The 19081-nt window shown below is 62.0% G+C and carries 14 protein-coding genes and 1 pseudogene; 8 read left to right on the plus strand and 7 right to left on the minus strand.

The annotated features are described in order from the left end of the window. Window positions 1-23: 23 nt before the first annotated feature. Together ACE04I_RS12875 and ACE04I_RS12880 are read right to left on the minus strand one after the other, a co-directional pair. Entirely contained in the window at window positions 24-2498 is a 2475-nt protein-coding gene (locus tag ACE04I_RS12875; protein WP_046792717.1) for a penicillin-binding protein 1A, read from the minus strand. 248 nt (window positions 2499-2746) lie between these two features. After that, on the minus strand, window positions 2747-3943 hold the full coding sequence (locus ACE04I_RS12880; protein ID WP_046793022.1) for an N-acetylmuramoyl-L-alanine amidase: 1197 nt from the start codon (window positions 3941-3943) through the stop codon (window positions 2747-2749). A 669-nt stretch (window positions 3944-4612) separates the two neighbouring features. On the opposite strand from ACE04I_RS12880, the gene ACE04I_RS12885 reads away from it, so the two are divergent. From ACE04I_RS12885 to aat, 6 genes are all read left to right on the plus strand, one after another. After that, window positions 4613-7420 carry an Rne/Rng family ribonuclease gene (locus ACE04I_RS12885; protein WP_046792718.1) on the plus strand — a complete coding sequence of 936 codons (2808 nt, stop codon included), beginning with the start codon at window positions 4613-4615 and terminating at the stop codon, window positions 7418-7420. A gap of 293 nt (window positions 7421-7713) precedes the next feature. Continuing rightward, complete coding sequence (locus ACE04I_RS12890; RefSeq protein WP_046792719.1) at window positions 7714-8472, plus strand: DsbA family protein; 759 nt, start codon at window positions 7714-7716, stop codon at window positions 8470-8472. Between the two features lie 156 nt (window positions 8473-8628). Then, window positions 8629-9066, plus strand: coding sequence for a type II 3-dehydroquinate dehydratase (gene aroQ / locus ACE04I_RS12895; RefSeq protein WP_046792720.1), 438 nt, complete (start codon window positions 8629-8631; stop codon window positions 9064-9066). A 31-nt stretch (window positions 9067-9097) separates the two neighbouring features. Further along, entirely contained in the window at window positions 9098-9568 is a 471-nt protein-coding gene (accB, locus tag ACE04I_RS12900) for an acetyl-CoA carboxylase biotin carboxyl carrier protein (protein WP_046792721.1), read from the plus strand. A 10-nt stretch (window positions 9569-9578) separates the two neighbouring features. Next, on the plus strand, window positions 9579-10925 hold the full coding sequence (gene accC, locus ACE04I_RS12905; RefSeq protein WP_046792722.1) for an acetyl-CoA carboxylase biotin carboxylase subunit: 1347 nt from the start codon (window positions 9579-9581) through the stop codon (window positions 10923-10925). Between the two features lie 21 nt (window positions 10926-10946). Next, entirely contained in the window at window positions 10947-11564 is a 618-nt protein-coding gene (aat, locus tag ACE04I_RS12910; RefSeq protein WP_046792723.1) for a leucyl/phenylalanyl-tRNA--protein transferase, read from the plus strand. Window positions 11565-11568: 4 nt separating this feature from the next. On the opposite strand, the gene ACE04I_RS12915 is transcribed toward aat, so the two are convergent. From ACE04I_RS12915 to gatB, 5 genes are all read right to left on the minus strand, one after another. After that, on the minus strand, window positions 11569-11997 hold the full coding sequence (locus ACE04I_RS12915) for a DUF2155 domain-containing protein (protein ID WP_046792724.1): 429 nt from the start codon (window positions 11995-11997) through the stop codon (window positions 11569-11571). Between the two features lie 73 nt (window positions 11998-12070). Beyond that, the gene (locus ACE04I_RS12920) at window positions 12071-12469 is read right to left on the minus strand and encodes an NADH:ubiquinone oxidoreductase subunit NDUFA12 (RefSeq protein WP_046792725.1); all 399 of its coding nucleotides are present in this window, start codon (window positions 12467-12469) and stop codon (window positions 12071-12073) included. Window positions 12470-12579: 110 nt separating this feature from the next. Then, on the minus strand, window positions 12580-13041 hold the full coding sequence (locus tag ACE04I_RS12925) for a GNAT family N-acetyltransferase (protein ID WP_046792726.1): 462 nt from the start codon (window positions 13039-13041) through the stop codon (window positions 12580-12582). After that, window positions 13042-13548, minus strand: coding sequence for a GNAT family N-acetyltransferase (locus ACE04I_RS12930; RefSeq protein WP_046792727.1), 507 nt, complete (start codon window positions 13546-13548; stop codon window positions 13042-13044). Window positions 13549-13583: 35 nt separating this feature from the next. Beyond that, window positions 13584-15086: an Asp-tRNA(Asn)/Glu-tRNA(Gln) amidotransferase subunit GatB gene (gene gatB, locus ACE04I_RS12935; protein WP_046792728.1), complete on the minus strand. Its 1503-nt coding sequence runs from the start codon at window positions 15084-15086 to the stop codon at window positions 13584-13586. A 225-nt stretch (window positions 15087-15311) separates the two neighbouring features. On the opposite strand from gatB, the gene mprF reads away from it, so the two are divergent. Beyond that, complete coding sequence (mprF, locus tag ACE04I_RS12940) at window positions 15312-17909, plus strand: bifunctional lysylphosphatidylglycerol flippase/synthetase MprF (RefSeq protein ID WP_487207166.1); 2598 nt, start codon at window positions 15312-15314, stop codon at window positions 17907-17909. Continuing rightward, window positions 17906-19081, plus strand: a pseudogene (locus tag ACE04I_RS12945) (AcvB/VirJ family lysyl-phosphatidylglycerol hydrolase); the annotation flags it as partial. The gene mprF and the pseudogene ACE04I_RS12945, both read left to right, overlap by 4 nt.

The raw sequence follows: 19081 nt of genomic DNA on the forward strand, positions 1-19081 counted from the left end.
CGCGACTGTTCACGACAAGCGACTTAGAACAATCCCGGCATGCCGGAGGTGACCGCCTGCTGAGCCTGCGGCGAGGTCTGCAGAATCTGCTCCGGCGGCAGGTTGTCGGTCATGCCGATGACCGCGAAGACGTCGGCCGGGCCGGTGCCGGGCTTGAAGGCTTCCATGATGGTGTCCGGAGCACCTTCCGCCGCAGCCATGCCGGTCTTGCGATTGACGGGAATGAACTGCATGCCTTCCGGAACGTGGAATTTCTCCGGCGGCGAGCGCTTCACGGCCTCCTCGATGAAATCGGCGAAGATCGGGGCGGCCAGCGAGCTGCCGGTGCCGCCACGGCCGAGCGGAGCCGGCGTGTCGAAGCCGATATAGAGGCCTGCGACAAGGTTGGGGGTGAAACCGACGAACCAGGCGTCCTTCTCGTCGTTGGTCGTACCGGTCTTGCCGGCGACCGGACGGTCGGTGACGTGGATCTTGCCGGCGGCGGTACCGCGCGTGACGACGCCTTCCATCATGGACGTGATCTGGTAGGCGGTCATCGGGTCGAGCACCTGCTCGCGGCTGTCGGCGATGATCGGCTCTTCCTGGCCTGCCCAGTTGCTGACATTGCAGCCTTCGCAGACGCGCTCCTCATGACGGAAGATCGTCTTGCCGTAGCGGTCCTGGATGCGGTCGATAACCGTCGGCTTGATCTGCTTGCCGCCATTGGCGATCACCGCATAGGCGGAAACCATCCGCATCACCGTGGTCTCACCCGAACCGAGCGACATGGCGAGCACCGGCAGCATCTTGTCGTAGATGCCGAAGCGTTCGGCATATTCGGCGACCAGCTCCATGCCCATGTCCTGGGCCAGGCGGACGGTCATCTGGTTACGCGACTTCTCGATGCCGAGCCGCAGGGTCTGCGGGCCCGCCGAGCCGCCACCGTAATTCTCCGGTTTCCAGACCTGGCCGCCCGAAACCAGTTCGATCGGCGCGTCGAGAATGACCGAGGCGGGCGTATATCCGTTGTCGAGCGCCGCCGCGTAGACGAAAGGCTTGAAGGACGAGCCCGGCTGACGCATGGCCTGCGTCGCGCGGTTGAACTCCGACTGGAAATAGGAAAAGCCGCCGGTCATGGCCAGAACGCGGCCCGTATGCGGGTCCATGGCCACGAAACCGCCCTGCACCTTCGGCGGCTGACGCAGGCGGTAGGCATCTCCGCCCTCTTCGAGGGCCTCGACATAGACCACGTCGCCGGGTTCCAGCACGCCTTCCGGCGACCTGGCGGTCCTGCGTTCGCCGGTCGCGTCGCGGAACGCCCACTTCATGTCCGCTGCCGAGATCGTGCCGGTGGCGCGCTTATCCTCGACCTTGCCGCCGCCGTCTGTCTCCGGGCGAAGGCCGATTTCGACGGACTTGGCCGAAACGTTGAGAACGACAGCGAGTCTCCATTCGGGCACGTCGCGAAGGTCGAGCGCCTTGCCGTCGGCAACGGCCTTGATCAGGGCGGCGCCCCAATCCGGTGAGATATCGACCTTCGTGAGCGGTCCATGGAAACCGCGCCGCTCGTCATAATCGACCAGGCCCTTCTGGAGAATGCGGCGAGCCAGGGACTGCAGATCGGGATCGAGCGACGTGCGGACGGAAAGGCCGCCCTCATAAAGCGATTTGTCGCCGTATTTATCGATGATCTGCCGGCGGACCTCCTCGGAGAAGAAGTCGGATGCGAAGAGATGGACGCCACCGCGGCGTGTCTTGACACCGAGCGGCTGCTTCTTGGCGTCGTCCGCCTCGGAAGCGGTGATGTAGCCGTTTTCCGCCATGCGATCGATGACCCAGTTGCGGCGCTCGACGGCGGCCGCTTCGCGACGGAAGGGATGATAATTGTTCGGACCCTTCGGAAGAGCGGCGAGATAAGCCGCCTCGGCCGTCGTAAGCTCTGTCACCGACTTGTCGAAATAGGTGAGAGCCGCGCCCGCGATGCCATAGGAGTTCAGGCCGAAGAAAATCTCGTTGAGGTAGAGTTCGAGAATCTTGTCCTTGGAATAGGTCTGCTCGATACGGAAGGAAAGGATCGCTTCCTTGACCTTGCGGTCGATGGTCTGGTCGCTGCTCAGAAGGAAGTTCTTGGCGACCTGCTGGGTGATGGTGGATGCGCCCTCGGGGCGACGTCCGGAGCCGAGGTTCTGGAAATTGTTGACGACGGCGCGGGCGAGACCCGCCGGATCGACGCCGGGATGCTGGTAAAAATTCTTGTCTTCGGCCGACAGGAATGCCGCCTTCACACGATCGGGAATAGCCTGGATCGGCAGGAAGAGGCGGCGCTCGCGCGCATATTCGGCCATCAGGGCACCGTTGCCCGCATGGACGCGCGTAGCAACCGGAGGTTCATAGGCGCTCAGGACTTCATAATCCGGCAATTGCTTCGAGACGCCGCTCAGATAGAGCGCGACAGCCGCGGCCACGGCGAGAAAAAGCGCGCAACCCAATCCGAAAAAATAACCAATTAATCTGATCATCGATGCTACCGCTCAGCTTTTACTCGGCACCTAAAGACATACAATGCCATGGATTGAGGCGTTTTGCACGGTGCTTTGGAACATGCAAGCGCATCGCCGAGCGCCCCCGCGAGTCGCCTTGTCTCGTCGCGGACGAATAAACGTTCGAATGTGAGCAAAATAGGGCCCTGCCCAACGCATCCCCACCCTGCCCTCAAGGCGATCGATATTCCCGCGCGAATGTGGCGCGAAGGCCACGGAAAACAGTCTCAACCGCCATCTGCAAGCGCCTGGGTCCGATAGCGAACGACGGCGTTCGCGATGAGGTCGGCAACCCTGGCGCGCCATCCTTCGTCAAGCAGCAGTTTCTCGTCCTCGGGGTTGGAGAGAAAACCGAGTTCGAGGAGTACGGAAGGAATGTCGGGCGCCCGCAGCACCTGGAAACCCGCATGCCGGTGCGGATTGTTGATCAAGCCGATCTGCCCCTCGAAGGATTTGACGACCGTATTGGCCAATGTGATCGAAAAGGCCTGGGTCTCGCGGCGCGTGAGATCGAGCAGGATGTCGGCGACCTCCGGCGGCCCGCTCTGCAGGCTGAAGCCGGCCAGCTGGTCGGACAGGTTCTCGCGCATGGCCAGGTTTTCCGCCATCCGGTCGGAGGCCCTATCGGAAAGGGTATAGACCGTCGCGCCGCGGATGTCCTTCTGGGCGAGCGTGTCGGCATGCAGGGAAATGAAAAGATCGGCCCCGTGCTGGCGTGCGATCATCACGCGCTCGGAAAGCGAGAGGAAAGTGTCCTTGTCACGGGTGAGAAAGGCCTCGACGCCCTTCTGCTCGCTGAGCTTGGCGGCGAGCACCCGGGCAAAAGCGAGCGTGATCGTCTTTTCAGGCGTCTTCGACGCTGCACCCGTCGCGCCCGCATCGATGCCGCCATGACCGGCATCCACCGCGACCGTGAAAACGTCGTCCTTTGCCGCGGTCGTGATATCCTCCGGCTTGGCGGCTGCGGGGGTGGTCCAAGTCTGCTTCTTCACGAGGTCGGCGAAGATTTCCGCCGATACCATCTCAGCATCCAGGACGAGGCGGAAACCGCCCTGCTCGTTCGGCTGGACCTCGGCGAGAGCGAGCCGGACGGGCCGGATGGCCGTCAGCACGATGCGCGCGCTCGATTCGTCCATCGTGCCGTAGCGGATGTCGCTGAACAGCCCGCGCGCAGCCAGATCCGCCTCGGGAAAAGCGAAAGTCGTTGCCGGGAGATCGATGATCACCCGCTCCGGCGAGCCGATATAGTGAACGGAAAACTCGGGCTTCTCTTCGAAATCGATAACGATCCGCGTACGCGCATTGTCCCCTGCGATACGAGCGGCGAAGGCAAGAAGTGGCTTGGAATCGACGGCCGCGGCGAGCGTCGAGGACAGGCCCGAACAGAGCCCCAGGGACAGGAGCGCCACGCAAGTGATTCGCATCAGCCGCCGGACGGTGCTTTCGCCGAGCAGATGTCCGTTCAATTTTGCCCCTTCCCTCAAGCCGTCTTTCGCAGTCATTGTCTCATGGCCTCGCCGAAAGCCGCTGGCAAACGCCTTCTACCCCGGCGCGGGCGAATCGAGCCCTGCTGCAATCGCATTCATAAGGCCCGCAATTCCATCCGCAATATGGCAGGCCTCGCCCCTATCAGGCTTTTCCCTTGCTATTGTGACAGATAAACCATACAACGCGCATGAGGGTTAAAGTGTTGACGGGATAGTCTGTCGGCAGGCAGCCAGCCAACGAGGAACCTGGCGCCGTAAGCCGATATTCATCCGCCGTCGCTACACTTTTTCCTGATACTCGATCAAACCGGCGGTGGCCGGAACGGTACCGGGTGGCACGCCACCCACGCTCACACGGAGCACATTCATCGGACCCCTTGGGGGTCTAAGGTTCGTCGTTCTCGTTTGGACTTTTATGTTGCGGCAAAATTTGCAGAACCAGGACAGACTGAGGGAGCTTGAAGCCCCTTCGGCATTCCGGTTGCCGCAATTGTCGCGCCCGACGAGAACATCTTTATCCGGCGCAATGGCCACAATGCACGATAGGCCTGCCCTTGCGGCAGGCCTATGTGCATCCGTGCGGCTGCGCCGAGGAGCAGAATTTCTATGGCAGACAAAATGCTTATCGATGCGTCTCATGAAGAGGAGACGCGGGTAGTTGTCGTTCGTGGCAACCGGATCGAAGAGTTCGATTTCGAATCACAGCACAAGAAGCAGATACGCGGCAATATCTATCTGGCGAAAGTTACGCGGGTAGAGCCCTCCCTGCAGGCCGCTTTCGTCGATTACGGCGGCAATCGCCACGGCTTCCTGGCCTTTGCGGAAATCCACCCGGATTACTATCAGATCCCACTTGCCGACCGGCAGGCGCTGATGCAGCAGGAAGCCGAGGACCAGCGCAAGATCGCTGAGGCCGAGGCAGCCGATCCGGTGGTCGACCTCGCAAACGAGGAACAGCCGAATATCGACGTGGCGAGCGCGGGCGAGCCTGTCGAGGCCGAAACGGCCGAAGCCGCGTCCGTCGAGGCGGCCGAGAAGCCGAAGGCCAAGCCGAAGCGCAGCCGTTCCCGCAAGAAGGTCACTGAAGCCGCAGCCACGGAGACGACGGAGCCCGCTCCCGCTTCTGAGGGCGACGACGGTTCCACGCCCGGCGAAATGGCCGCCATGGTCGAAACCGACACCATCTCCGAGGACGTCACGAGCCGCCGCGGTCGCAACGACGATGCGGACGACGACGATGACGATCACCACGAGAAGGAAGAGATCGAATCGGTCGGCGCCGAAGACGCAATGGAAGAGGTGCCGGACCGCGTGGTGCGCAAGCCGCGCAAGCAGTACCGCATCCAGGAAGTCATCAAGCGCCGTCAGATCCTCCTGGTCCAGGTTGCCAAGGAAGAGCGCGGCAACAAGGGCGCTGCGCTGACGACCTACCTCTCGCTCGCCGGCCGCTATTCGGTGCTGATGCCGAACACGGCGCGCGGCGGCGGCATTTCCCGCAAGATCACCAGCCCGCAGGACCGCAAGCGCCTGAAGGAGATCGCCCGCGAACTCGACGTGCCGCAGGGCATGGGAGTGATCCTGCGCACGGCCGGGGCGAACCGCACCCGCGTCGAGGTCAAGCGCGATTTCGAATACCTGATGCGCCTGTGGGAAAACGTGCGCACGCTCACGCTGAACTCCACCGCACCCTGCCTCGTCTACGAGGAAGGCTCTCTCATCAAGCGCTCGATCCGCGACCTCTACAACAAGGATATCTCCGAGATCATCGTTGCGGGCGAGGAAGGCTATCGTGAAGCCAAGGACTTCATGAAGATGCTGATGCCGAGCCACGCGAAGGTGGTTCAGCCTTACCGCGACCTGCATCCGATCTTCTCGCGCTCGGGTATCGAGGCCCAGCTCGACCGCATGCTTCAGCCGCAGGTGACGCTGAAATCCGGCGGCTACCTCATCATCAACCAGACCGAAGCGCTGGTGGCGATCGACGTCAACTCCGGCCGCTCGACCCGCGAGCATTCGATCGAGGAAACGGCGCTGCAGACCAATCTGGAGGCTGCCGAGGAGGTAGCCCGCCAGCTTCGACTGCGCGACCTTGCCGGCCTCATCGTCATCGACTTCATCGACATGGAAGAGAAGCGCAACAACCGCGCCGTCGAGAAGAAGCTGAAGGATTGCTTGAAGAACGACCGCGCCCGCATCCAGGTCGGCCGCATCTCCCACTTCGGCCTGCTCGAAATGTCGCGTCAGCGCATCCGTGCCTCCGTGCTCGAATCGACGACGCAGATCTGCTCGCATTGCGGCGGCACCGGTCATGTGCGCTCGCAGTCTTCGATCGCACTGCACGTTCTGCGCGGCATCGAGGAATACCTGCTGAAGAACACGACGCACGACATCACCGTGCGCACCACGCCCGAAACCGCGCTCTACCTGCTCAATTACAAGCGCAACACGGTGGTCGATTACGAGAAGCGCTTCGGCGTCTCGATCTTCATCGAATCGGACGATGGAATAGGCTCCAGCCACTTTGCGATCGATCGCGGTGAGGCGGTGGAAAATCCGATCAAGATCGAAAGCCTGATGCAGTTTGCGGCCATCCCCGTCGAGGAAGATGACGATATCGTCATCGAGGAGGACGAAGAGGAAGAGGAAATCGTCGAAAGCAAAGCGGCGCCCGCTGCTTCCGGCAACGGAGAAGAGCAGAACGGCCGCAAGCGCAAGCGTCGCCGCCGCCGCCGCAACAAGGGCGAACGCGGAGCGGATGCCCAAGCCGAGCAAGCTGACCGCGATACGGTTTCCGATCAGGACGGCGACGATGAAGGCGACGAAGACGAGGGCGCGGAGGAAGATCAGGTTTCTCTCGGCACCGAGAGCGACGAAGAAAACCGCCGCAAGCGCCGCCGCCGCGGCAAGCGTGGTGGTCGTCGCAACCGCAACGGCGAAGAGCAGGAGCTGACGGCAGCCGAAGAAGCTGCTGAAGAGGCCGGCGAGGATACGGAAGAAGCCGTTTCGCCCGCGACAGCCGAAGAGCCGGTCGCGGCAGCTACGCCCGCCGAGCCTGCAGAGCCTGCGGAAAGCAAGCCGGCAAAACCGCGCCGGTCGCGGCGGGCCAAGGCCGAGGCCTCCCCTGCCGAGGAAACGGCAGCGGAAGCACCGGCTCCCGTCGAGGCGATTGCCGAGCAGGCAGATGCGGCGCTCGGCGAAGAGCCTGCGGAAAGCGCTGCCGAACCCGCCCCTGCAGCGGAGGAAGCCGGAGAGCAGGATGACGCCACAAAGCCAGCCCGCGCCAACCGCGCCTCGAACATATCCTCATCCGCCGAGCCGGTGGTGAAGAGCTCCGCCCCCGAAGCCGCGGAAGAAGGCGGCGAGCCGTCGAAACCGAAGAAGGCCGGCTGGTGGCAGCGGCGCGGTTTCTTCTGAGCTGCAGGCAAATCTTCGAAAACGGCCGCGCCAGACGCGGCCGTTTTTGTTTTTGGGCTCCGCCTCAGAGCTCCGAAACTGATTCAACGACTTGGCAGATTGAATCCGGAAAAGCCGCTAGGTTATTGAAAGCGGTGGATTTTCTTAGCCTTTCTACCGCCCATACGCAGTTGTGAAAGCCGGAAGCGCTCCCCTCGACGATTTTGCGGTTTCTTGAAAAGCGCAAGTGGCATAGTTTCGGCGCAAATCAGGACGATGTTGCGCCGACTCCGGCCCCAAAGACGAGGATATCAATGACCCGCCTGTTCAAGACCCTGGCTGCCGGTACGATAATGGCCGCTTCCGCTCTCACCGCCCCGGCATTTGCCTTGGACGAACAGCAGAAGAAGGAAATGGGCGAGTTCATCCGGGAATATCTCATCGAGAACCCGGAAATCATGATCGAAGTGCAGAACGCGCTCGAGGCGAAGCAGCAGGCGCAACGCACCGAAACGGCCAGCAAGGCCGTCGCGGAGAATACAAAAGCGATCTTCAACTCCGAGCACGACATCTCGCTCGGCAATCCGAACGGCGACGTCACCATCGTCGAGTTCTTCGACTACAATTGCGGCTATTGCAAACGCGCCATGGGGGACATGGACGAGATCATCGCCAAGGATCCGAACGTCCGCTTCATTCTCAAGGAGCTGCCGATACTCGGGCCTGATTCAATGGCCGCCCACAAGGTCTCCAATGCCGTTCGCCTGCTCGCGCCGGAAAAATATGCCGACTTCCACCGCCAGCTTCTCGGCAGCCAGTCCCACGCGTCGGAAGAAACGGCGATCGCAGTCGCCACCTCGCTGGGGCTCGATGAGGCGGCAATCCGCAAGTCGCTCGCGGAAAACCCGAACGATAACCTCGTTCGCGAAACCTATCAGCTCGCCTCCAATCTCGGCGTGACCGGAACTCCGACCTATGTGGTCGGCAACGAAGCCGTTTTCGGGGCAGTCGGGCTCGATACGCTCCAGGAGAAAATCGCGAATGTACGCGCCTGCGGCAAGGCCTCCTGCTGACCTGCCCGCGCCATCCAAGACCCGAAAAGCGAAATCCTGTGGCATGAGCGGTGGGAGAGCCCGACTAACCACGGCTTTCGCAAAGCCGGGGCTTTCCCTTGCTCTTCTAGCGGTCTATAGGTGGCCCTGAATTTTTTGTTGGAACATCAGGCACCGATGAACAAGACGATCTTCGTCCTCAATGGGCCCAACCTCAACATGCTGGGCAAGCGCGAGCCAGGCATCTATGGCGGCAAGACTCTCAAGGATATCGAGGCCGACTGCATCGCAGCCGGGCGCGACTACGGGTTTTCCGTGGATTTTCGCCAGAGCAACCATGAGGGCGTGCTGGTGGACTGGCTGCACGAGGCCGACGACAAGGCTATCGGCGTTGCCATCAACGCCGGCGCCTATACCCATACCTCGGTTGCACTCCACGACGCCATTCGCGCCATTTCGGTCCCCGTGATCGAGCTCCACATCTCGAACGTTCATGCGCGGGAAGAATTCCGCCATCATTCGAAGATTGCGGCGGCATGCAAGGGCGTCATCTGCGGCTTCGGTCCCGCAAGCTACGTCCTGGCACTGCATGCCTTGAAAACCATGACCGACTGACAAGAAGATAAACAGAACAATAGGGTTTGCCATGTCTGAGAAGAAAACCGGTATCGATAAGGGACTGATCCGCGATCTCGCGAATATCCTCAACGACACCGATCTCACCGAAATCGAAGTCGAGCAGGAAGACCTTCGCATCCGCGTCTCGCGCGCCGCACCGGCACAGTATGTCCAGGCGCCGATGGCGGCCGCGCCGGCACTTGCCGCCGCTCCGGCCGCAGCCGCACCGGTAACGGCTGCCGCTCCCGCCGCGGCTCAGGACAACAAGAATGCCGTTCCGGCACCGATGGTCGGTACTGCCTATCTCTCGCCGGCACCGGGCGCCCGCGCCTTCGTGGAAGTCGGCGCGATGGTCAAGGAAGGCCAGACGCTGCTCATCATCGAGGCCATGAAGACGATGAACCAGATTCCCGCTCCGCGCGCCGGCAAGGTCACGGAAATCCTGGTCAGCGATGCGCAGCCCGTCGAATACGGTCAGCCCCTCATCGTCATCGAATAAGGCCTGGCCGATGATTTCAAAGATTCTCATAGCCAATCGCGGCGAAATCGCGCTCCGGGTGCTTCGCGCCTGCAAGGAGCTCGGCATCGCCACCGTCGCCGTCCACTCGACGGCAGACAGTGACGCCATGCATGTGCGCCTCGCCGACGAGAGCGTCTGCATCGGCCCGCCGCCCTCGCGCGACAGCTATCTCAACATCCACCAGATTGTCGCTGCCTGCGAGATCACCGGCGCGGATGCCGTGCATCCGGGCTACGGCTTCCTGTCGGAGAACGCTAAGTTCGCGGATATCCTCGATGCCCACGGCATCACCTTCATCGGCCCGACGGCCGAGCATATCCGTCTCATGGGCGACAAGATCACCGCCAAGCAGACCGCTCAGGAGCTCGGCATTCCCGTGGTTCCGGGCTCCGACGGTGAAGTGAAGCCCGAAAACGCCCTTGAGATCGCCCGCGAGATCGGCTTCCCAGTCCTCATCAAGGCGACCGCCGGCGGCGGCGGACGCGGCATGAAGGTCGCCAAGACTGAAGCCGACCTCGAGGAAGCCGTCTCGACGGCCCGTTCCGAGGCGCTCGCCGCCTTCGGCAACGACGCCGTCTACATGGAAAAGTACCTCGGCAAGCCGCGCCATATCGAAATCCAGGTGGTCGGCGATGGCGAAGGCAATGCCATCCATCTCGGCGAACGCGACTGCTCGCTGCAGCGCCGCCACCAGAAGGTCTGGGAAGAAGCCAATTCGCCGGCTCTCAACGTCGAGCAGCGCATGAAGATCGGCCAGATCTGCGCCGATGCCATGATGAAGCTGAAATATCGCGGCGCCGGAACCATCGAGTTTCTCTACGAAAACGGCGAGTTCTATTTCATCGAGATGAACACCCGCCTGCAGGTGGAGCACCCGATCACCGAGGCGATCACCGGCATCGACCTGGTGCATGAGCAGATCCGCGTCGCTTCCGGCGGCGGGCTTTCGGTGAAGCAGGAAGACATAAGCTTCCAGGGCCATGCCATCGAATGCCGCATCAATGCCGAGGACCCGCGCACCTTCGTGCCCTCCCCCGGCACGATCACGCATTTCCATGCTCCAGGCGGACTTGGCGTGCGCGTCGATTCAGGGGTCTATGCGGGCTACCGCATTCCGCCTTATTATGACAGCCTGATCGGCAAGCTGATCGTCCATGGCCGCACGCGCGTCGAATGCATGATGCGGCTGCGCCGCGTGCTCGACGAATTCGTCGTCGATGGCGTCAAGACGACGTTGCCGCTCTTCCAGGACCTGGTCTCGAACCAGGATATCGCCAACGGCGATTACGATATCCATTGGCTTGAGAATTATCTGGCCGATAGCAAGGCGCACTGAAGACGCGCATCAAGGAGAGCCATGGGAGGGCGACGCGGCAGATATTATCCGGCAATTACCCCGGAGGTCCTGTTGCGCGCCTATTCCATTGGCCTCTTCCCGATGGCTGAATCAGCCGACGATCCGGAAATCTTCTGGGTCGAACCGGAAGTACGCGGCATCCTGCCGCTCGATGCCTTCCACATCTCCAAGAGCCTGGCAAAGGCGATCCGCAAGAAACCTTTCGACATACGCGTCGACACGGCCTTCGACCAGGTGATCGCCGCCTGCGCGGAGCCGGCGGAAGACCGTCCGAGCACCTGGATCAATTCCACGATCCGCAAGCTCTATTCCGAGCTGCACGGCATGGGTCATGCCCACAGCGTCGAGGCCTGGGAGGGCGAAAACCTGGTCGGCGGTCTTTACGGAGTGTCGCTCGGCTCCGTCTTCTTCGGCGAGAGCATGTTTTCCAGGCGCACCAATGCCTCCAAGGTCTGCCTCGTGCACCTGGTGGAACTGCTGAGGGCAAGGGGCTTCACCCTGCTCGATACGCAATTCACCACGGAGCATTTGAAGACCTTCGGCGCGATCGATATTCCCAAGGAGGAATATCTCAAGCTGCTGAAGGCGGCGGTCGATCCGCCGCATCTGAAGTTTTAGGCAATCAATTCGTGGGCGACGGCGCCGGCACTTCGGACTGCGGCTTGCAGCCGGTCAGCCATACGTCATAGATCGGATGCTCCACGGCGTTCAGGCCGGGGCTGTCGGCGAACATCCAGCCGGTGAAGATGCGGCGGATCTTGCGGTCGAGCGTGATCTCGTCCACTTCCACGAAGGCATCGATCTTCTGAGCCTCGGATTCGTCGCGCGAATAGCAGACCTTCGGCGTCACCTGGAGGGCGCCGTATTGCACCGTCTCATCTATATAGACATCGAAAGTGGTAATGCGGCCGGTGATCTTGTCGATGCCCGCGAAAACTGCAACCGGATTGTTGATGCGTTCCGCCGAAGCACTTCCCGCCGCCAGAGCCGAAGCCACGATCGCGAATACGGCTCCGGTCAGTTTGCGCGCAGAAACCTTCATAGATCTCATCATGTTTCCCGTTTCGACAATCCTGCGGATGCCGGCCTAGATTGCGATTGTGGCCAAAACAGGTGGCTTGCGATCAGTTGCCCGGGGTCCAGGCGTCGTAATCCCCGGTAACGCGAGCGCGCTCGCCGGTTGCGGCAAGCGAGCCCTTGGGACGATAGGCAAAAGGTGTGCCGGTGGCATTTTCGACGTGCGGCTTCTGCCACTCGCGCGGCTTGTAAGCCTCCGCCGAGGGCGGAACATCGGTGCGGTAATGCATCCAGCCGTGCCAGCCGGCCGGGATGGCGGAAGCTTCCGCATAACCCTTGTAGACGACCCAGCGCTTCGGCTTGCCCCAGGATGTCATAGGCCCTTCGTAATAGACATTGCCAAGCTCGTCTTCGCCAACCTTCTTGCCATGACGCCAGGTGAAGAAGCGGGTGCCGAGTGTCTGTCCGTTCCACCAGGTGAAAATCTGCAGCAGGAGATTTTTCATGTCTTTTCCGTCGACTTTGGGCATGATGACAGCGAAATTTCGAGATCGCCACGTAACCCGCTTATGCTACCTGACGTGCCCGATGTCCAGTGTTTCCGATGCCGCGGCGCCTATTTGAGCTTCATCTTGAAGCTGAAATGGCTCTTGGCGAAACCCAACCGCTCATAGAAGCGGTGAGCATCCACACGGGCCATATTGGAGGAAAGCTGCACCAGGCGGCAATCGCGACGCCTCGCCTCTTCGACCGCATGGCGAATCATCTGCGCGCCGATCCCTCTTCCGCGCATATCCTCACGCGTCTGCACCGCTTCGATGATCATGGAGAGCGATCCCCTGCCCGTCAGCGTGCGATTGAAAAGGATCTGGAAGGTGCCCACCACCTCGCCCGCCAGTTCGGCCACGAAGAGCTGTTCGTTTTGCGAGGCGTCGATGACATGAAAAGCGCGGAGATAGTCTTCGAATGCCTCAGGATCGGTGGTGTCGCCATGTCCGCCGACCGCATCGGCGGCGAAGATCGCAATCAGGGCGGGCAGATCGGCGTCCCGCGCCCTGCGGATCAAGAGATCAGCCATTCAGAGCCCCACCAGCCGTTTTTCCATGATGATCGCCGGCAGGCCGGAATTGGGCGCGCCCCACTCCTCCATGCGGTCCACCTCAGTGAAGCCTAGCCTCTCGTAAAAAGATTGCGCGCGGGTATTTTGAAGCGCCACCTCGACCCGCATGATTTCAGCACCCGGAAAGCAGGTCTCGAGTTCGGCAAAGATATCCCGCCCTATGCCTTCATTCTGGCAGGACGGCTTCACGTAGAGCTGGTGCAGCATCGCCGTCTTCGCCATCTTGGGATACATGGCGGCATAACCGATGCCGCCTATTTCCTTGCCATTATCGGCTACCAGAAACTCTCCATCCTTCTTGATAATTCGGGCGCGGATCGCGCTCGCCGAGTTCCAGCCGTCGATCATCCGCTGGACCTGCGGCGCCCCGTAAAACGGATCGTAGGCCGCATGGAAGGTCTCCGCCAGAAGGGCGCGGATTTTCTCCGCGTCCTCTTCGCCGGCGGTGCGAATGAAGTAGACCAAGGCTTTCTCCCTGCCACATCGACAATCGATGCGGGTTATTCCTCGATGCCCAGTTTCGCCTTGACGAGCGCCTGGACGGCTTGCGGATTGGCCTTGCCGCCGGTCGCCTTCATCACTTGGCCGACGAACCAGCCGGCAAGCGTCGGCTTTGCCTTCACCTTGGCGACCTGGTCCGGATTGGCGGCGATGATCTCGTCCACGGCCTTCTCGATGGCGCCGGTATCGGTCACCTGTTTCATGCCGCGCGTCTCGACGATTTCGGCAGGATCGCCGCCCTCGTTCCAGACGATCTCGAAAAGGTCCTTGGCGATCTTGCCGGAGATGGTCTCCGCCTTGATGAGGTCGATGATGCCGCCGAGCTGGGCCGGCGAAACTGGAGTCTCTTCAATGCCTTTGCCGGATTTGTTCAAGGCGCCCAGCAAGTCGTTGATGACCCAGTTGGCGGCAGTCTTGCCGTCGCGGCCGGCTGCCACGGCCTCGAAATAGTCAGCGATCGCCTTTTCCGAGACCAGCACCGAGGCGTCGTAGACCGAAAGTCCGAGGTCGCGAACGAGGCGCTCCTTCTTTTCATCCGGCAGTTCCGGCAGGTCCTTTTTCAGCTCCTCGACAAAGGCATCGTCGAACTCGAGCGGCAAGAGGTCCGGATCGGGGAAATAGCGGTAGTCGTGCGCCTCTTCCTTGGAGCGCATGGAGCGCGTCTCACCCTTGTTCGGGTCGAACAGCCGGGTTTCCTGATCGATCGTGCCGCCATCCTCCAGGATGGCGATTTGCCGGCGCGCCTCAAATTCGACGGCCTGGCCGATGAAGCGGATCGAGTTGACGTTCTTGATCTCGCATCGCGTGCCGAAGGCCTCGCCCGGACGGCGCACGGAAACGTTGACGTCGGCGCGCATGGAGCCCTCGTCCATGTTGCCGTCGCAGGTGCCGAGATAGCGCACGATCGAGCGCAGCTTGCTCATATAGGCCTTCGCCTCGTCCGCCGAACGCATGTCCGGCTTCGAGACGATTTCCATCAAAGCGACGCCGGAACGGTTGAGATCGACGAAGGACATGGTCGGATGCTGGTCGTGCATCGACTTGCCCGCATCCTGCTCCAGATGCAGGCGCTCGATGCCAATCTCGATGTCCTCGAACTGGCCCTGACGGTCGGGGCCGAGCGAGATGGTGAGCTTGCCCTCGCCCACGATCGGGTCCTTGAACTGGGATATCTGGTATCCCTGCGGCAGGTCCGGATAGAAATAGTTCTTGCGGTCGAAGAGCGAACGCTTGTTGATCTGCGCCTTCAGGCCGAGACCGGTGCGCACGGCCTGCTTCACGCATTCCTCGTTGATGACGGGCAGCATGCCGGGCATGGCTGCGTCGACGAGCGAGACATTGGCGTTCGGAGCCTTGCCGAACTCGGTCGAAGCTCCGGAAAACAACTTGGAATTGGAGAGGACCTGCGCATGCACCTCCATGCCGATGATGACTTCCCAGTCGCCGGTGGCGCCGGGAATCAGGCGTTTGGGATCGGGCGTGCGGACGTCGACAATGGTCATCTTGTGCTCTTTGTGTGATGCAGCGTGTTTGCTGTTGAGGTAGAACAAATGAATGCGTGGCGCAAGCTTCGCCGCCGCCGTGCAACCACTGAAGCCCTGCCAAATCTACTCAAAATTGCCATTATTGCGGCGGCATGAACCAGCCGGTTCAATTCAACAACGAACAAATCCGTCAGCCACAGAATGTCCACGCAAGATCACTCCCCGGCACCGCCAATGGAATCGATGGATACCGCCCCCTCCCCGGACGAGCTTCCTCCCAGATCGTCGCTGGCGGCATTCTTTATGCGCTTTCGCGTTTACCTGACATCCGCCGCAGTCATAGCGATCTTCGTTCTCATGGCGGTCGCCATCTACAGGCTGACGGAAGAAGTGCGCTACGACGACGTGGTCGCCGCGCTCGCGGACACGAGCTGGACATCGATCGGGCTGGCGATCCTGTTTACCGCGCTCAGCTTCGCCGCGCTCACCTGTTACGACATCAACGCGCTGGACTATATCGGCAAGAAGCTGCCGCTCGCGACCGTGGCGATGACCGGCTTCAGCGCCTATGCCATCGGCAACACGGCCGGTTTCGGCGCGCTGAGCGGTGGCGCGATCCGCCTGCGGGCCTATTCGCGACTGGGGCTCTCGCCGGGCGATATCAGCCGGGTCATCGCCTTCGTCACGCTATCCTTCGGGCTTGGCCTGCTTGCCGTTGCGAGCCTCTCCACGCTCGTCGTCGCGCCGCGTCTCGCCTCTATCCTGGCGATCGATGCCGATTGGCTGCGCGCCGGCGCGTTGGCCGTGGTGGCTCTGCTCGCCCTGCTGCTCGTTTTCGGACGCGACGGCCGCGCCGTCACGCTCGGCCGCCTCAGCCTGCGCCTTCCCGATACGCGCACCTCGTCGCGGCAATTTCTGGTTTCCGCCTTCGACATCGCGGCCTCGGCCTCCGTGCTCTACGTTCTGCTGCCGGAAACGCATGTCGGCTGGCCGACCTTCTTCGCAATCTATGCCGCCGCCGTCGGTCTCGGTGTGCTCAGCCACGTTCCGGCGGGGCTCGGGGTCTTCGAGACGGTCATCATCGCTGGTCTTGGCAATACAATCAGCATCGACGTCCTGCTCGGAAGTCTGGTCCTCTATCGCCTCGTCTATCACGTCCTGCCGCTGATCCTGGCGATCGGACTGGTCCTCGTTTCGGAAGTCCGGCAGCTCGCCTCCCATCCGATGGTGGCAGGCATGGGCCAGATCGGCGTCCGCCTGGCGCCGCCTCTGCTCTCGACGCTCTGCCTCATCCTCGGCGCGATGCTGATCTTTTCCAGCGTGACGCCGACGCCCGACACGAACCTGGATTTCCTCTCCGACCTCCTGCCCCTGCCGATCGTCGAGGGCGCTCACTTCCTCGCCAGCCTGCTGGGACTGGTGCTCGTCATCTCGTCGAGAGGCATTGCCCAGCGTCTCGACGGCGCCTGGTGGGTCTCGGTCGTCGGTGCCGCCGCCGCGCTGGTGCTCTCGCTTATCAAGGCCGTTGCGGTCTTCGAGGCGTTGCTGCTTGCGCTCTTCATCGGCGCCATGCTGTTGAACGGCAAACTCTTCACGCGGCATGCCTCCCTGCTCAGGCAGGCACTGAGCCCTTCCTGGCTGGCGGCCACGGCAGTGATTGCCGTCGGCGCCGTCGCGATCCTCCTGTTCGTCTACCGCGATACGCAATACAGCCATGATCTCTGGTGGCAGTTTGAGTTCATGGAGGACGCGCCGCGAAGCCTGCGCGCCACCCTCGGCGTCGTGGTCGCATCCACGGCCGTCGCCATTTTCAGCCTGCTTCGGCCAGTGGCATATCGGCCGGATACCCCGATCGCGGACGAACTTTCTCGGGCCACCGACATCGTCCGGCAACAGGACGTCGCCGATGCCAATCTCGTCCGCATGGGTGACAAGCGCCTGATGTTTTCGGAAAGCGGCAACACCTTCATCATGTACGGCATTCAGGGCCGTTCCTGGATCGCGTTTGCCGATCCGATTGGGCTGGAGGAAGAGATGGGCGAACTGGTCTGGCAATTCGTCGAAACGGCGCGCGGCGCCGGCGGACGCGCCGCCTTCTACCAGATCTCGCCCGCCATGCTTTCCTATTGCGCCGATGCCGGTTTGCGTGCGTTCAAGCTCGGCGAACTCGCCATCGTCGATCTCACGCGTTTCGAACTCAAGGGCGGAAAGCTCGCCAGCCTGCGCCAGTCCATCAGCCGCGGCGCGAGGGATGGCCTCGTGTTTTCCGTGGTGGAGATTCCCGACGTGCCGGCGATCTTGCCGGAACTGCAGGCGGTTTCCGACGCCTGGCTCGCGCATCACAATACACGCGAAAAGACGTTCTCGCTGGGCGCCTTCCGGGAGGACTACATCCTCTCGCAACCGGTCGCCGTGCTGCGCCAGGAAGAGCGCATCATCGCCTTCGCGACATTGATGGTTACCGAGACGAAGAAGGAAGCGACCGTGGATCTGATGCGCTTCCTGCCCGAAGCGCCGCGCGGCGCGATGGATTTTCTGTTCGTCAGCATCATGCAGCACATGCGCGAGACCGGCTACGAGACCTTCAATCTCGGCATGGCGCCGCTCTCGGGCATGTCGAAGCGGGAGATAGCACCCGTGTGGGACCGCATCGGCAGCACTATTTATGAGCACGGGGAACGGTTCTACAACTTCAAGGGACTCAGAGCTTTCAAATCGAAGTTCCACCCGAGCTGGCAGCCGCGCTATTTCGCCGTGTCCGGCGGCACCGGCGCCCTGATGGCGCTGATGGACGTCACGCTGCTGATCGGCGGCGGCATCAGAGGAGTTGTCGGAAAATGAGACTTCGCCACGTCATGATGATGGTTAGCCTTATGGGCGCCACGGGCCTCGCCGGCACCCTTCACGCGCAGGAGCCGCCGAAATTCGATACCGGCATGATACCCTCGCAGCACATCTTCCTGCCGGATGGCGAGGCCGATGCCAGCGTCTTCCTGATATCCGATACCGCTGGCTGGAGTAACACCGACGAGCAGGAGGCCAAGGCTCTCGTCGAGAAGGGCGCTGCCGTGGTCGGCATCGATTTTCCCTCTTACCTCGCCGCGCTACGCAAGGACGATGGCGACTGCATCTACATGATTTCCGATGTGGAGGCACTCGCTCAGCAGATCCAGCGCGCCACCGGCAACAGCAGCTACCGGCCGCCTATCATCGCCGGAATTGGTGAAGGCGGAGCCTTGGCGCTCGCCATGATCGCCCAGAGCCCCGTGGCGACGATCGGCGAAGCGGTGGCGGTCGATCCGGCTGCCGGCATTCCGCTGACGAAACAGCTCTGCACTCCGGCCTCGAAGGAGCAGCGGGGCGACCGGATGGTCTACGGCCTGACCGATGGCGAACTGCCCGCGGGCGTCACGGTTCTGTTTTCCAAGAGCGCCGATCAGGACGGCCGGGACCATGTCGCGGCGCTGACGGCCGCGCACCCGGATATCGAGGTGCAGGATATCGACGACGCGCCCGCGGATGCGCTTTTGCAGACGCTGAGCGATCGGGTCGAAGCATCGGGAGACGCCGACAACCCGCTCGGGCTTCCGCTGACCGTTCTCGAAACCGCGCCGAAATTCGACACCATGGCGGTGGTCTATTCCGGCGACGGCGGCTGGCGCGACATCGACAAGGAGATCGGCGGCGCGCTGCAATCCTCCGGCATCCCGACCGTGGGGGTGGATTCGCTTCGCTATTTCTGGTCGGAGCGCAAGCCCCAGGATGTAGCCGACGACCTGACCCGGATCATCGATACCTACCGCCATCAGTGGCATGTGAAGCACGTTCTCCTTGTCGGCTATTCCTTCGGCGCGGATGTTCTGCCCGCGACCTACAACCTACTTACCGACAAGGAAAAGCAGCATATCGCGCAGATTTCGCTGCTCGCCGTCTCGCACGAGGTCGACTACGAGGTCTCCGTGTCCGGCTGGCTCGGCGTAGCCGGCGACGGGGCGGCGGGCGCCCCCGCCCCC

The sequence above is a fragment of the Rhizobium moroccans genome, assembly GCF_057559155.1.